The sequence below is a fragment of the Desulfosarcina sp. genome, from assembly GCF_055467485.1.
This window is the reverse complement of record NZ_JBUOIV010000015.1, coordinates 40,609-54,632: the sequence shown is the minus strand read 5'-3', so window position 1 is coordinate 54,632 and position 14,024 is coordinate 40,609. Positions and strand designations below refer to the sequence as shown.

The window sequence follows — 14,024 nt, the reverse complement described above, 5'->3', positions numbered from 1 at the left end:
ACTTTTAACGGCAACGGCTGTTTCCATTGCGTTTCAACTTAGCATGGCACATTCTAATATTCTTTTCAAACAGCATGTTTTGTGCTAAAGCTGGGCGCCATGGCACAGATCATATGCATCGCTAACCAGAAAGGCGGCGTGGGTAAGACCACAACGGCAGTCAACCTGTCGGCGGCGCTGGCCGTTTCTGAAAAACGGACACTGCTGGTGGACTGCGACCCCCAAGCCAATGCAACCACCGGTGTGGGACTGGATAAATCCCAATTGGTAAAAACGCTTTATCATGGGATGATTGGCGATGCCGAGGCGGAGGCCCTGATCGTCGACAGCCAGATCGAGGCCCTCAAGGTCATGCCCTCCCGGGTGGAATTGATCGGCTTCGATGTGGAGATGATGGACCGGCCCCATCGGGAGCATGCGCTGCGGCGCCTGTTGGCTTCGGTGACGCAGGACTTCGACTACATTCTTATCGACTGCCCCCCCTCGTTGAGCCTGCTTACGGTTAATGCCATGACGGCCGCCGATGCCCTGCTGATCCCGCTTCAGTGTGAATTCTATGCCCTGGAGGGACTCAGCCAGCTGGTTCAGACCTTTCAACGGATCAAGGGCGGCCTGAACCCGGGACTCAGAATTGCCGGCATTCTGCTGACCATGTTCGATCGCCGCACCAATTTGAGCCATCAGGTGGCCGAGGACGCGGAAAGTCATTTCAAGAACTTGGTGTTCAAGACGACCATCCCCCGCAATGTCCGCCTGGGGGAGGCACCCAGTTTCGGACAGCCCATATTGCTTTACGATGCCATGTCTCCGGGGGCTGTCAGCTATTTTTCCCTCGCCAAGGAGATCATGACCGCCAATCATGCCGGTCGCGCCTGACAGGCTTTCCGGCAACGCTGATTCGCCTGGACCGATGGAATGGGTCCGGGCCAGCCATTCACGATTCAGGACACCGCATGCCAGATAAAACCAAACAAAGCAGCGTCGGAACCGGCGCCAAGAAGAAACGGAAAATGGCCTTGGGCAGGGGGCTTGATGCGCTGATCCCGGATCTGGGCACGATGGATGGGATGGCCGGGGCATCGCTGCCAACGCGTAAAGATTTTTTTCTGTGTGAAATCGATATGATTCGGCCGAACCACTACCAGCCGCGGCGTCATTTTGCAGCGGATGAACTGGAAGAACTGGCAGAATCGATCCGCAGCCAGGGCATCATCCAACCGCTGTTGGTGCGCGCTGACGATGTGGGCTATGAACTGGTAGCCGGTGAGCGACGTCTGCGGGCGGCTACCATGGCCGGCCTGGACCGGGTGCCCGTGCTGGTAAAGGACGTCTCGGACGCCGAGATGCTGGAGATTTCCATCGTAGAGAACATCCAGCGCGAAAACCTGAATCCCATGGAGGAGGCCGAGGCCTACCATCGGCTGATCACCGAGTTCGACCTGACCCAGGATAAGGCTGCCGAGCGGGTGGGCAAGAGCCGCAGCGCCGTGGCCAACTTTCTGCGGCTGCGCCAGCTTCCCGACCCGATCAAGGAGAGCATCATGGAGGGTGCCTTGAGTATGGGTCACGCGCGGGCCCTTCTGGGGGCCGACACCCCTGCCAAGCAGCAGGCCGCCTGGCGGGAAGTGGTGGCCAAAAAACTGTCGGTGCGCGACACCGAAGCGTTGATCAAACGGATCAATGCGGAAAAGAAACCGGCCCCCACCCCGGAATTGACTTCTGCCCAGCGCTATTTCAGGGATGTCTCTGAAGATCTGTCCCGCCATTTCGGCACCCGGGTCCGCATCCAGCGCAAGGGCAAGAAGGGGCGGGTGGAAATCGATTTTTTCAGTGACGACGACCTGGACCGGCTGCTGGGGATGCTGCGGACCAGTTAGCGGCCAGGCAAGATCTCACGTGACCTGCACGTACCCGCAAGCATTGAACCCACGCCTCGGCGTGGATTCGTTTTTATGGAGGCAGGATCATCGCTTCAGGGACTCGCCCTGACAAGGTTGGAGGGGCGATTGCTCAACACTCCCCTGTCTTGGGCAGATAAATCCGTATAGGTGCCATGGCCATTCACCTCATCATCGACGGCTACAACCTGATCCGCCAATCCCCGGAACTGGCCGGAATGGACCGGCGGGACCTGCAACTGGGCCGTGACGCCCTGGTGGACATGCTGGCGGCCTACAAAAAACTGAAACCGCATAAAATTACGGTGGTTTTCGACGGCTCGGCCGGGCCCTCCCTTTACGGTTCCCGTGATCGGGTCAAGGGGATCGCCGTCCGCTACTCGCAGGGTGGAGAGAGCGCCGATGATGTGATTCGGCGAATGGTCCGCCGGGAAAAGGCCAAGGCCCTGGTGGTCAGCAGCGACCGGGAGATCATGACTGCTGCCGAGTCGGCCGGAGCCACCGCCTTGGATTCAGCTGCCTTCGAGGAAAAGATCGCCCTGGCACGATACCTGGCGGTCAAGGGCGGCGATGAAACCGTTTCCTCGGGATGGGTACCGACCACCCGCAAAAAGGGGCCCAGCCGGAGGCTTCCCAAGCGCAAGCGCCGGGCGCGGGCGCGGGTTGATAAACTGTAGGCGTCGAGATTCATCGGAATTGGATTTTGCGAATTAAGGAACAGGTATGCTTCATCCATTTTCACGAAAAAGGATCGGTGTCATCGACGGACAGGGCGGCGGCATCGGCAGCACCATTATCAAGAAAATAAAGGCATGCTTCGGCGAGGCAGTGGAGATCATTGCCTTGGGGACCAATGCCATCGCCACCGCGCAGATGCTCAAGGCCGGAGCAAACCGGGGCGCATCGGGGGAAAACGCAATTGTGCGGACGGTTGCCCAGGTGGATGTGGTGGCCGGCACCCTGGGTATCATTCTGGCCCATGCCATGATGGGTGAAGTGACCCCCAAAATGGCCGAAGCCGTATCCGGTTGTTCAGCCACCAAGCTTATTTTGCCCATATCCCAGGAAAATGTCGATTTGGTCGGGGTGTCGGACGACCCGCTGCCCCACATGGTGGAAAGCCTTGTCATCGACCACCTGAAACCGCTGATTTGCGACCGTCCTTAAATGGTGGCTTGAGGTCCAATCCCCGGACTCCGGAAGTCGAACCCCTCAACCCAGGGCTTTCACGGATTCGGTTTCAAAATCCCGTCGACCTTGACCCGAACTTCAAGCGATGATCCGCGGATGGACGGCAACCTAAGAATTGGACAAGGATGAGGTAGCACCGGATTAGAGATGAAGATTGAAATCGCTAAAACCGCCGGTTTCTGCATGGGCGTGAGACGGGCCGTGGAACTGGCCCTGGATGCACCGGGCAAGTACGATGAACCCATTTACACCTACGGCCCCCTGATCCACAATCCCCAGGTCCTCTCCCTTTTTGAGAAAAGGGGGATCACCGTCCTGAAAACGATCCCGGAACAAGGAACCGGCACCGTGCTGGTGCGGGCCCACGGTGTGCCCCCCGAGGACAAGCAGCGGCTCACGGACGCCGGATTCAAGGTGGTGGATGCTACCTGTCCGCGCGTCATCCGCGTCCAGACCATCATTCGGGTTCACGCCCGCAAAGGCTTTGCCACCATCATCGTCGGCGACCGGGACCACCCTGAGGTGGTGGGGCTGGTGGGGTATGCCGGTCCGTCGGGGAACGTGGTCAGCACCATGGCGGACGTCGACGCCCTGCCCGCTTTCGACCAGGCCATCATCGTGGCCCAGACCACCCAGAACATGAAACTCTACGAGCAGGTGAAGGCCTGGGCTGCCGATAAGTTCCCGCATTACAAGACCTTTGATACGATCTGCGATTCGACGGAAAAGCGGCAGGCAGAAGTCAAACAACTGGCTGATCGCGTCGACGCCGTTATCGTCGTGGGGGGAAGGGAAAGCGGCAATACCCGACGGCTGGCTGAGATAGCCGGGGAGACCGGCAAGCCCGCCTTCCACATGGAAACGGAAGCCGAACTGGAAGCCTGCTGCCTGGACCGGGTCGACCGGGTGGGGATTACCGCCGGCGCATCAACGCCCAACTGGATCATTAAACGGGTTTTCCGGGAACTGGAAAAGCTGCCGGCCAAGCGGCAATCGAGTGTCGTCAGGACCCTTTACAGCACGATCCAGACCCTCCTGCTGACCAATGTATACGTGGCTGTGGGTGCCGGATGCCTGTGCCTTGCCTGCATCCGGCTGTTGGGGCTGGCCGCTGCCCTTGCCCCGGTGGCCGTGGCCATGCTTTACGTGCTTTCCATGCATCTGCTGAATCACCTTACCGGTACAGCCGAAGATGAGTACAACGATCCGGAACGGGCCCGTTTTTATGAGCGGCACCGTCGGCTGTTGTCCGTGCTGGCCATCGCCGCCGGCGGCCTGGGGATCCTGAGTGCGTCAGCCATGGGGGCTGCCGCCTTTGCCATCCTGCTGATCATGAGCCTGCTGGGCCTCTCCTACAACCTCTACTTGCTGCCCGACAGGTTCGGGTTCAAGTATCGGCGGATCAAGGATATTCCCGGTTCAAAAACATTTCTCATCGCCGTGGCCTGGGGGGTGGTGGTGGCGCTGCTGCCTGGGATCACCGGCAAGGGAACCCTGACCGTCGCTATTGGGGGGGTGTTCGTCTGGGCCACCGCCCTGGTGTTTGCCCGCACCGCGTTTTTTGACCTGCTGGATGTTCAGGGTGATCGCATCATGGGCAAGGAAACCCTGCCCATCTTGTTGGGAAGCCGAAAAACCGCGGTCCTGCTGAAGGCAACCCTGGTCGGCTGCATGATTCTGGTCGCCATCGGGTCGGCCGTCGGCCTGATCTCCGGGCTTGGTTTTTTCCTGACCCTTTGCCCGGCGGCCATGCTCATCTTGGTCAGTGCCTATGAAAAAGGGCGCATGCTGCCCAGCATGCGCCTGGAGTTTCTGGTGGAAAGCCTGCTGTTGTTGTCCGGGGTTATCGCCCTGCTGTGGATCTGGGTCTCGTGAAGTCCAATGCATCACCGAATTATCGTCTGAAACCGCAGAACAGGAACTGAAACTTGCCGGTGAACCGCAATCGTGCTCGCCAGCCCCGTCGCTTGCCTTTCCATCGCCGCGAGGGGATTGAGAGGGGGGCACTGCGGATGCGGTTTGTCAAAGGGCGGCGGGTCAGCTCCCTTTTCCAAACGGACAGTGGGGATAGGTGCACGTTTGGCAATCGCGGCAGAGTCCGCCGTGCCCGAGAAACGCGAGTTCTTTCTTTCCGATATGTTCACCCGTCAATATTCTGGGAAGAATCAGATCCAGTACGGTGATGCGGTGATGAAGTCCACACGCCGGTACCCCCAATAGCGGAACCCCATGGATGTAAGCGGTCATGAACATGGCGCCGGGCAGCGCGGCGGCACCATAGTGGACCTCCTGGCCGCCTGCCATGGCGATGCCTTTGCGGGTCACATCATCCGGGTCCACGCTCATCCCGCCGCTCAAGAGGATCAAATCGCAACCGCCGGCAAGGTGATCTTGGATGGCCGTTCGAATGATTTCAGGATCATCAGGAACCCATGTCACTCCGGCCACCACAGATCCGAGCATCTCGATTTTTTGCCTTAAAATCGGTGCGAATTTGTCTTCGATCAGTCCGTTGAAGACTTCGCTGCCGGTGACCACCACGCCGGCCCGGGCTTTTTTGAGGGCGCGTACATGCAACACACCGCCGTTCTGAGAGGCAATGGCTGCGGCCCGCTCAATGGGCGCCCGCCTCATCACGAGCGGAATGGCGCGTGTTGCCGCCACCATCTCACCTTTTTTCACCAGGGTGTGACTGTGAATCGTGGCGCACATCACTTCGTCGACCATATTGAAAGCCGCCAGGGCGGCAATGTCCACGGTGCACAATCCGTCATGTCCTGCATGCAGGCTGATCTTGCCCTCCTTGGGGGCATCCTCCCAGACGACGCCTTCCCCGGACAGGCTTTCCGCTAATATCGAAGCGGCCTGGTCTTCGTGGATTTCATCTTCATCGAGGTCGATCAGGTAAAGGTGGTTCTTGCCCAGCTTCTGCAATCGGCATACGTCTTCATCACAAACCGTATGCCCTTTGCGAAATGCCGCTCCCTTGAATTCACCCGGCCGGATTTCCGTAATATCGTGGGCCAGTTTTGTCCCCACCGAATCTTTTACCCCGATTTTTTTTAACACAGCCGGTTCTCCTTATTTGGTATTCATCGACGATCCTATTGTTTCGTGCGCAGGTGGGTGGCCATGACCACTGCATGGCGACGACCCCATATCATGCCACGTGATGTCCCGGACATGCGTAAAATAGGATTGGCCGCTGCAAGGCTTACAGACCGGATTGCCTTGGATGAGAATTTCTCTGGCATCCCTGATTAGCTGGCCGCAGTGGCTGCAGGCCACTTTTCGCCGCGTTGGACCGGGCAAATCGAATGCATCGATTTTAACGCGGACTTCCTGGACGCGGAACAGGACGCTTTCCGGCATTCGTTTATACGCGGCGATCTGCCGTTCGGACCGCGTGGCGAATTCCGGCGCGTAAACCCGCGCCAGATCCCTTGCCTCCTCCGTGGACAACACCCGGTACGAATCCCCGGTATCCAGATTCATGAAGGTGGCGGCCATGATGCCATAATCGACAAATTTGAGGCTCCGTCGCCCCAGTTTTACGCCGGTGACATGGGCCACGGCATCTGCCGTGCAGCGATCCATCTCCACATAGACCAAAAGCTTTTTAATCTGATCGAGGCGTTTGGGCTGATCCATGCCGATCAGCCGGCACCCTAACATCGCCATGCGCACACCCACCACCTGTCCCGGACAGAGGTGGCCGTGTTCGGCTGAGCAGGACTCGAGCAATGAATGGAAGCTGTCCATGATCGACCTTACTGGATCTTTTTTATCCGGATTTCATAGGCGGGCCATAACGATGTGTTAACAATAACATAAACCCGGGCGGATGTATCTGATTTTTTAACCATCGACTGAGTAGATTACAAAAAGGTGCTATTTTATTTGATTTGGGTGTCGTCCGATCCGGGCATAGGAAGCGATTTGTCGGCGCCTGCCTGCCGCAAATGCAGTCCCCGTGCAGACAAAAAAAATTCACTATGGATCTGAATTTTTCGCCGGATCGATGCCTTGAGTATAGTTCACCATACGTTACCCCGCCGTAATTATTTTTGACTTAAGTCAATCCGTTTCCGACTATTGTATCACATATTATTACCACAATCTCGTAGACGGGGGGATGGGCCGCCTTGTCCCAAGCTTTCCACTGGATGCCGGGTTCGCATTCCCCGCTGCCGGCGCGACAGACACGTCACCATCCGATTCACCATTGAGTCGAGTTCCTCAGAATTCTCGGTTTCAACGAGACGACTGAAAACGCGTGGAGGTAAATTCGATGCCAGTTTTCAGCTATCTGGCCTACCCCGAAAAAGGCGCCAAAGAGCAACTGCTCAAAGACCTTTCGGCCCTGCCATACTGCGAGGCCACCCCTGCCGAAAACGAGGACATCCTGATCCTGTTGACCGATACCCCTGATGAAGTAATTGAAAAAGCGTTGCAGAAACAACTCAACGCACTGAAGTCACTACAGTCCCTTGGTATGACGTTCGGCCATACAGGCGCGTAAGCGTACCTGTTCATATTCACAGACCGGTTCGGAGCAAAGGAGCAGTTAATGAGAATCAACCGACGATCGTTCATCAAATCCATGGCTTTGAACAGTGCTGCAGCTGCTGCGGCGACCCTGTTTCCGGGCATCAGTTTTGGCGCCTGGAAAACCACGGACACGCCTTCCGGCACGATCCTGTGGAAAAAAACGCCCTGCCGGTTCTGCGGAACGGGATGCGGCTTGCTGGTCGGCGTCACCGGAGACCGTGCCGTCGCCGTCAAGGGTGACCCCAACTGCACGGTCAACAAGGGGTTGTGCTGCGTCAAGGGCTATCATTCGGTACAGATTCTCTACGGGGATGACCGTATCAAGAAGGCGTTTATCAGGAAGAACGGGAAATTGGTCGAGGCTCACCTGAGTGACGCGCTCGACCTCGTCGCGGCCAAGATGAAAGAGACGATCGGTGCCCATGGGAAGGATGCCGTTGCCATGTACGGGTCCGGGCAGTGGTCGATCACCGACGGCTACGTCGCTTCAAAGCTGTTCAAGGGGTGCATCGGAACGAACAATGTGGAAGCCAACGCCCGGCTGTGCATGGCCAGCGCGGTGACCGGATTCATGACCAGTTTCGGCCTGGATGAGCCCATGGGGTGCTACGACGACATCGATCACGCCGACGTGTTCGTCACCTGGGGCAACAACATGGCCGAGATGCACCCCGTGCTATTTTCGCGGATGCTGGCCAACCGAAAGTCCAAAAGCCACGTGCGCATCATCGATTTTGCCACCCGAACCACCCGGACCAGCCAGGCCTCGGACCGGTCGATCCTTTTCCGGCCACAGACGGACCTGGCGGTAGCCAATGCCATCTGCTACGAAATTATCAACAACAAATGGGTCAACTGGCCCTTTGTCAACAAGCATGTCTCTTTTCACAAAGGTAAAACCGACATCGGCTACGGCACCGAGGATCATTTCCAGTTCACGGAAAAGGCCGAGGCCGTCGATTTCGATGCATATAAAACCTTTCTTGAAGACTACACACCGGAAAAAGTCGAGGCGATTTCCGGCGTCTCTGCCCGCGACATCAAGTATCTGGCTTCCCTTTACGGTGATCCCGACAAGAAGGTGACCTCTTTCTGGTGCATGGGAATGAACCAGCACACGCGGGGCACCTGGATCAACAACCTCGTCTACAATATCCATCTGCTGGTCGGGAAGATCTCCACGCCCGGCAACAGCCCCTTTTCCCTGACCGGTCAGCCGAGTGCATGCGGCACCGTGCGCGAGGTGGGCACGCTGACCCACAAGCTGCCCCACGGCGTGGTCATGAACGAAGAACACCGCAAGATGGCCGCCGGGATCTGGCAGGTGCCGGTGGAAAACATCGATCCTAAACCGACCTACCACACCGTTGAGATGTTCCGCGCACTGGATCGAGGCGATATCCGGTTCATGTGGATTCAGGTGACCAACCCCATGGTGACCATGCCGAACCTGAAACGATACCGCAATGGCGCGGAAAAAGAGGGCCGGTTCATGGTGGTGTCGGAAATCTACCCCACCCCCACCTCGGATGTGGCGGATGTGATCCTCCCCTCGGCCCTGTGGATCGAACGGGAAGGGTTCTTCGGCAACTCGGAACGCCGCACCCAGCACAACGAACAGATCGTTCCCATGCCGGGCGATACCATGAGCAACACCTGGCAGATCATTGAAGTCGCCAGGCGGCTCGGGTATGAAAAGCAGTTCCCGTGGAGCCGGCAGACGTACATCGAAGACGCCTGGAACGAGTATATCCGGTTTCATGATTCGCCCAAGCACCGCATGGCCCCCTACGACGTGCTCCGAGAAAGATCGGGGGTTCAGTGGCCCTTCGTGGACGGCAAGGAAACCAAATGGAGATACAATCCCGCGTATGACCCTGCTGCCAAAGGAGATGATTTCGATTTTTACGGCAAGCCGGACAAGCGGGCATGGATCTGGCTCAGGCCATACGAGCCCGCGGCCGAATCACCGGACAGCGATTATCCGTTCTGGCTCAATACCGGACGCGTGCTCGAACACTGGCATACCGGCTCCATGACCCGGCGGGTGCCCCTGTTGCACAAAGCCATGCCCGCGTCCTATGTGGAGATCAATCCGGAGGACGCCGATCAGCTCGGCATCGCCAACGGCAGCAAGGTGAAGATCAGCTCCAGGCGAGGTTCCATGGTGATGAAGGCCAGCATCAACGGAAGGGGGCGTCCGCCAAGAGGCATGGTTTTCGTCCCCTTTTTTGACGAAAGCTACCTGATCAACGAGGTCACTCTGGATGCCTTTTGTCCGATTTCCAAACAGCCGGACTATAAAAAATGTGCGGTGAAACTGGAGAGCGCCTAATGGAAACGCAAACGCAACCGCCGGAAGCGGAACGGAAAATCGGAAAAATCTTCCTGGGCTTTGCAGGGATCTGCGTCCTGGCTTTTCCATTGATTGCCTACAAAGCCCTTTCCACCGCCCAGACACCCTTGAAACCGTCGATATCCGTGGCAGAGGAAGCGCACTTCGACGATAACGGGGATGCCATCTTTCGGCACTACGACCGGATTACGGCGGCCTACCTGGAAGGGACCTCTACCAGCCGTACGCTTGACGACTACTATTCACGCCGCCAATATCCCGGTTCACCGCCGTTCATCCCTCACCGGGTGGAACCCAACGATGAAACCAGCCGGACCTGCCTGACCTGCCATGCCGATGGCGGGTGGAGCCAGGCGTTGAAACTGAATACGCCGGTCACTCCCCATCCCGAGCAAAGCGACTGCCGGCAATGTCATGTGGTGCCCACCGAAGCAACGCAGCCGTTTGCGGGAACCGACTGGCAGAGCGTACCCCCGCCCCGCCTGGGTCGATCGTACCTGCCGGGCGCACCGCCGCCCATTCCCCATGACCTTCAGTACCGGGGAGACTGCATTGCATGCCATGTGGGGCCGGGCACCATTACCGCCATTCGCGTGGAACATCCCATGCGGGGGAATTGCCGGCAGTGTCACGTACCGGATCTGATCCAAGGAACGTTTCAGAGAAAATCCGATTATTAGATGACAAGGGCCCTATGAATACTTCGATTTTTCAAAAAGGCATGGTTCTGGTTGTCGCGGTGACCGCTGTTTTCTCCGGATGGGCGGCCTATTGCGGGGAGGGCGGTATCGAACAGACGATCCGCAATGCGATGCAACCGCCAACCGGAGCAAAACGGCTGCCGTCGGTGCAGCCGCTGACCGAACCTGTCGTGCCGGCGAATTCACGCTACCAGGGAGGTCGATTCTGGGTCGAGGCCCGCAAAGATCAAGTGGCGCGCTTCGCATGCAGCCAATGCCACAATGATGACATCGTTACCGAAGCCAATGCGGCCAAAATAGCCCACGGCGACATCGTACTGGTGCACGGCAGCGAGGAAAAACAGCTGTCCTGTTTTACCTGCCACAATCGGCAGGAACGGGATTACCTGACTTCGGAAATGGAAGAAAAACTGGATATGGACCACAGTTACGAGCTTTGCGGACAGTGCCATTTCAGACAGAAGAAAGACTGGGTGGGCGGGGCGCATGGAAAGCGCGTGACCTACTGGGCAGGTGAGCGTGTCGTCAAGAACTGCGCATCCTGCCACAACCCGCATGCACCGCGCTTTCAGAAACGATGGCCGGTCACCTATTCACCTCCGATGAAAAAATAGGCATACCCCATGGACTCCAATAAAAAAGCAGCCTGTCAGGCGCAGCATCAGGATCCCCCGCTGAAAGAGAAACGGTGCGGACGCCGGGCGTTCCTCAAGGGAGCGGCCACTGCCGCCGCCGTGGGAAGTGCCGCCATGGTCACCGGCTGCGGCGGCGGCTTGCCCATGGGAGGAGAAGCGCTCAAGCTCCAGTTCAACGAGTTTTTCAAAAAACACTATCGCCTGATGACCCCGAAGGAAAAGGATGAAACCGTCAACCGGCTGGAGCAGTTGGCCAAACTGCGGCAGCATGTCGACGTGCAGATCAGTGCCGCCCCGCCGGTGGACGATGTGCTCTTTGGATACGCCTTCAACGTGACCCGATGTGAAGGGTACATGGCGTGTGTGGCCGCCTGCGTCAAGGAAAACAACCTGGACCGGCGGACCGACACCCAGTACATCCGCATATTCGAAATGGAACACGGCAGGATGACCCCGGATTCGGGCGACGGTAAATTTTTCCACGAAGTGCCGGTAGAAGACCATTTCTATATGGGCGTCCAGTGCTACCACTGCCAGAACGCCCCTTGCGTCAAGGCGTGCCCCACGCAGGCTACGTGGCAGGAACCGGACGGTATTGTCGTGGTCGATTACGACTGGTGCATCGGATGCCGCTACTGCATTGCCGCGTGCCCCTATTACGGGCGTCGATTCAATTGGAACGATCCGGTCGTGCCCGTTGCGGAGATAACTAAAAAACAGCACTATCTCGGGAACCGGCTCCGTAAAAGGGGCCAGATGGAGAAATGCACCTTCTGCGTCCAGCGCAGCCGCAACGGGAGGCTGCCGGCTTGTGTGGATGCGTGTCCGACCGGTGCACGGGTTTTCGGAAACCTCTTGGACCCGGACAGCGAGATCCGTTTCGTACTGAAGAACAAAAAGGTCTTCAGACATAAAGAGGACCTCGGAACCGATCCCAAATTCTGGTATTTTGTGGATTAACTGCAGGGCAGCCGGTGTATCCGGGTCAGGATGTGGCCATGAAAAGTAACTCGCTTGTCAAAGATGTGTTCGCGTTTACCAAGGATGCGGTGTCATGGAGCCTGTCCGGAGGCATGGCATACCAGTTTTTTCTCTGTTTTCTCGCCGCCGTCATGCTTTTTGGGGTGTATGCTTACCTGGTCCAGTTCAATCTGGGGCTCGCCGTTACCCATATGTCCGACATCGTGAGCTGGGGGTTCTACATCGCCAATTTCACTTTCCTTGTGGGTGTGGCCGCCGCGGCGGTGATGATCATCCTGCCGTCATACATCTTCAAGGACAAGGACCTCCATAAAGTCGTCATCGTCGGCGAACTGGTCGCCATCGGCGCGCTGGTCATGTGCCTGATGTTCGTGTTCGTCGATCTCGGTGGTCCGCTGCAGGCCTGGCATCTGATTCCGGGCATCGGTATCTTCAACTGGCCCTCATCTCTGCTCACCTGGGACATCCTGGTTCTCAACGGCTATCTGATTCTGAATCTCAGTGTGCCGACGTATATCCTGTTTTGCCATTACCACCACCGCAAACCCGACGAACGCAAGTATCGCCCGCTGGTTTTCATCTCCATTTTCTGGGCCTTCGGCATCCACCTGGTCACCGCCTTTCTCTACCAGGGACTGCCCGCCCGGCCGTTCTGGAACAACCCGCTGATGGGTCCGCGGTTTCTGGCGTCGGCCTTCGCCGCCGGCCCGGCACTGATCACCGTGGTGCTGGGGATCATCGACACCACCACGACCTTCAAGATCGAGACGGAGGTGTTCAATAAACTGCGTCGAATCATTGTGGTGTCGGCCATCATTAACCTGATCATGCTCTTTTCCGAAATTTTCAAGGAGTTCTACCTGCCCACCCATCACAGCCTGCCGGCGATCTACCTCTACTTCGGCCTGGATGGCTACAACTCGCTGGTGCCCTGGATCTGGACCGCCGTCAGTATGAATCTGGTGGCCACTGTGACCCTGGCCTTCAACCCCGGCGACAACGACCCCCGGGTGCTGTTTCCCGCCTCGATCCTGTTGTTCGTCGGTATCTGGATCGAAAAAGGCATCGGCCTGATCGTGCCGGGGCTGGTGCCTTCCCCGTTGGGAGAAATCGTCGATTATGCGCCAAGCTGGGTAGAGGTGGGCATCACCCTCGGTATTCTTTCCCTGGGCGTTTTCATCGTCACCATGCTTGTCAAACCGGCACTGATCATCGAACAGCGATTCGAAAACCAGTGAGATTTTCGTCGCCCTGAACCACCCGGCCGTCTTCAGGCCGGTCCGTTGCCATTCGGGGACTTGACAGGGGTCCCATATCCGGGATAGCTCTGGATAGAACCTTATCGCTAAGGTTTCCTGCCACCCTACCAACAAAAGGAGCGTTCATGTATCTGCCGACGGTTTACAAGAATTTTCAGGACCATTTTCCGGAAGTGTTCAAGGACTTCAAGCGGCTCGGGATTTCCACCCGGCAAGCGGGTCCCCTGGACGAGAAAACCCAGGACCTGGTGAAGCTGGGGATTGCCGTGGGCGCCAATTCGCGGGGGGGCGTCATGTCGAACACCCGCAAAGCCATGGCCGCCGGGGCAACGGCCGAAGAGGTCAGGCACGCCGTGCTGCTGGCCATGACCACGACCGGATTTCCCAATATGATCGCGGCATTGAGCTGGGTGGAAGAGGTGTTGGCCGGAGATGACGGCTGACCTGAGAAC

The 14,024-nt window shown here is 57.7% G+C and carries 14 protein-coding genes; 12 read left to right on the top strand and 2 right to left on the bottom strand.

Going from position 1 to position 14,024, the window contains the following annotated elements:
- Window positions 1-99 precede the first annotated feature (99 nt).
- The 5 genes from ACZCED_RS09655 (at window position 100) to ispH (ending at window position 4,964) form a co-directional block, all read left to right on the top strand.
- The gene (locus tag ACZCED_RS09655; protein ID WP_462970315.1) at window positions 100-876 is read left to right on the top strand and encodes a ParA family protein; all 777 of its coding nucleotides are present in this window, start codon (window positions 100-102) and stop codon (window positions 874-876) included.
- Between the two features lie 77 nt (window positions 877-953).
- The gene (locus tag ACZCED_RS09650) at window positions 954-1,877 is read left to right on the top strand and encodes a ParB/RepB/Spo0J family partition protein (protein ID WP_462970316.1); all 924 of its coding nucleotides are present in this window, start codon (window positions 954-956) and stop codon (window positions 1,875-1,877) included.
- 176 nt (window positions 1,878-2,053) lie between these two features.
- Window positions 2,054-2,575: an NYN domain-containing protein gene (locus ACZCED_RS09645; RefSeq protein WP_464860697.1), complete on the top strand. Its 522-nt coding sequence runs from the start codon at window positions 2,054-2,056 to the stop codon at window positions 2,573-2,575.
- A 46-nt stretch (window positions 2,576-2,621) separates the two neighbouring features.
- Window positions 2,622-3,065 (top strand): DUF3842 family protein, encoded by a 444-nt coding sequence (locus ACZCED_RS09640; RefSeq protein WP_464860696.1) that lies wholly within the window; start codon window positions 2,622-2,624, stop codon window positions 3,063-3,065.
- A gap of 171 nt (window positions 3,066-3,236) precedes the next feature.
- Window positions 3,237-4,964, top strand: a complete 1,728-nt coding sequence (gene ispH / locus ACZCED_RS09635; protein WP_462970319.1) for a 4-hydroxy-3-methylbut-2-enyl diphosphate reductase — start codon at window positions 3,237-3,239, stop codon at window positions 4,962-4,964.
- A gap of 162 nt (window positions 4,965-5,126) precedes the next feature.
- Here ispH and ACZCED_RS09630 read toward each other — a convergent pair whose 3' ends face one another.
- A complete protein-coding gene (locus ACZCED_RS09630; RefSeq protein WP_464860695.1) occupies window positions 5,127-6,158 on the bottom strand; it encodes a molybdopterin-binding protein in 1,032 nt (343 codons plus the stop codon).
- A 12-nt stretch (window positions 6,159-6,170) separates the two neighbouring features.
- A complete protein-coding gene (locus tag ACZCED_RS09625; protein WP_464860694.1) occupies window positions 6,171-6,851 on the bottom strand; it encodes an FmdE family protein in 681 nt (226 codons plus the stop codon).
- Window positions 6,852-7,380: 529 nt separating this feature from the next.
- Between ACZCED_RS09625 and ACZCED_RS09620 the strand changes: the two genes are divergently transcribed.
- The 7 genes from ACZCED_RS09620 (at window position 7,381) to ACZCED_RS09590 (ending at window position 14,015) form a co-directional block, all read left to right on the top strand.
- Window positions 7,381-7,611 carry a hypothetical protein gene (locus ACZCED_RS09620; RefSeq protein WP_462970322.1) on the top strand — a complete coding sequence of 77 codons (231 nt, stop codon included), beginning with the start codon at window positions 7,381-7,383 and terminating at the stop codon, window positions 7,609-7,611.
- Between the two features lie 48 nt (window positions 7,612-7,659).
- The gene (locus ACZCED_RS09615) at window positions 7,660-9,975 is read left to right on the top strand and encodes a molybdopterin-dependent oxidoreductase (protein ID WP_464860693.1); all 2,316 of its coding nucleotides are present in this window, start codon (window positions 7,660-7,662) and stop codon (window positions 9,973-9,975) included.
- Complete coding sequence (locus tag ACZCED_RS09610; protein WP_462970324.1) at window positions 9,975-10,676, top strand: hypothetical protein; 702 nt, start codon at window positions 9,975-9,977, stop codon at window positions 10,674-10,676. The genes ACZCED_RS09615 and ACZCED_RS09610 overlap by 1 nt, the downstream gene beginning before the upstream one ends.
- 14 nt (window positions 10,677-10,690) lie before the next feature.
- Complete coding sequence (locus ACZCED_RS09605) at window positions 10,691-11,311, top strand: hypothetical protein (RefSeq protein WP_462970325.1); 621 nt, start codon at window positions 10,691-10,693, stop codon at window positions 11,309-11,311.
- A 9-nt stretch (window positions 11,312-11,320) separates the two neighbouring features.
- Complete coding sequence (locus tag ACZCED_RS09600; RefSeq protein ID WP_462970326.1) at window positions 11,321-12,292, top strand: 4Fe-4S dicluster domain-containing protein; 972 nt, start codon at window positions 11,321-11,323, stop codon at window positions 12,290-12,292.
- 38 nt (window positions 12,293-12,330) lie between these two features.
- Window positions 12,331-13,551, top strand: a complete 1,221-nt coding sequence (dsrP, locus tag ACZCED_RS09595; protein ID WP_462970327.1) for a sulfate reduction electron transfer complex DsrMKJOP subunit DsrP — start codon at window positions 12,331-12,333, stop codon at window positions 13,549-13,551.
- Between the two features lie 146 nt (window positions 13,552-13,697).
- Complete coding sequence (locus tag ACZCED_RS09590) at window positions 13,698-14,015, top strand: carboxymuconolactone decarboxylase family protein (protein WP_462970328.1); 318 nt, start codon at window positions 13,698-13,700, stop codon at window positions 14,013-14,015.
- Window positions 14,016-14,024: the final 9 nt, after the last annotated feature.

What these genes read in the sequence shown, in the direction of transcription:
- ACZCED_RS09620 (WP_462970322.1), top strand. Translation starts at nt 7,381, where the DNA reads ATGCCAGTTTTCAGCTATCTGGCCTACCCCGAAAAAGGCGCCAAAGAG.
- ACZCED_RS09615 (WP_464860693.1), top strand. Translation starts at nt 7,660, where the DNA reads ATGAGAATCAACCGACGATCGTTCATCAAATCCATGGCTTTGAACAGT.
- ACZCED_RS09650 (WP_462970316.1), top strand. Translation starts at nt 954, where the DNA reads ATGCCAGATAAAACCAAACAAAGCAGCGTCGGAACCGGCGCCAAGAAG.
- ACZCED_RS09625 (WP_464860694.1), bottom strand. Translation starts at nt 6,851, where the DNA reads ATGGACAGCTTCCATTCATTGCTCGAGTCCTGCTCAGCCGAACACGGC.
- ACZCED_RS09645 (WP_464860697.1), top strand. Translation starts at nt 2,054, where the DNA reads ATGGCCATTCACCTCATCATCGACGGCTACAACCTGATCCGCCAATCC.
- ACZCED_RS09590 (WP_462970328.1), top strand. Translation starts at nt 13,698, where the DNA reads ATGTATCTGCCGACGGTTTACAAGAATTTTCAGGACCATTTTCCGGAA.
- dsrP (WP_462970327.1), top strand. Translation starts at nt 12,331, where the DNA reads ATGAAAAGTAACTCGCTTGTCAAAGATGTGTTCGCGTTTACCAAGGAT.
- ACZCED_RS09605 (WP_462970325.1), top strand. Translation starts at nt 10,691, where the DNA reads ATGAATACTTCGATTTTTCAAAAAGGCATGGTTCTGGTTGTCGCGGTG.
- ACZCED_RS09640 (WP_464860696.1), top strand. Translation starts at nt 2,622, where the DNA reads ATGCTTCATCCATTTTCACGAAAAAGGATCGGTGTCATCGACGGACAG.
- ACZCED_RS09655 (WP_462970315.1), top strand. Translation starts at nt 100, where the DNA reads ATGGCACAGATCATATGCATCGCTAACCAGAAAGGCGGCGTGGGTAAG.
- ACZCED_RS09610 (WP_462970324.1), top strand. Translation starts at nt 9,975, where the DNA reads ATGGAAACGCAAACGCAACCGCCGGAAGCGGAACGGAAAATCGGAAAA.
- ispH (WP_462970319.1), top strand. Translation starts at nt 3,237, where the DNA reads ATGAAGATTGAAATCGCTAAAACCGCCGGTTTCTGCATGGGCGTGAGA.
- ACZCED_RS09600 (WP_462970326.1), top strand. Translation starts at nt 11,321, where the DNA reads ATGGACTCCAATAAAAAAGCAGCCTGTCAGGCGCAGCATCAGGATCCC.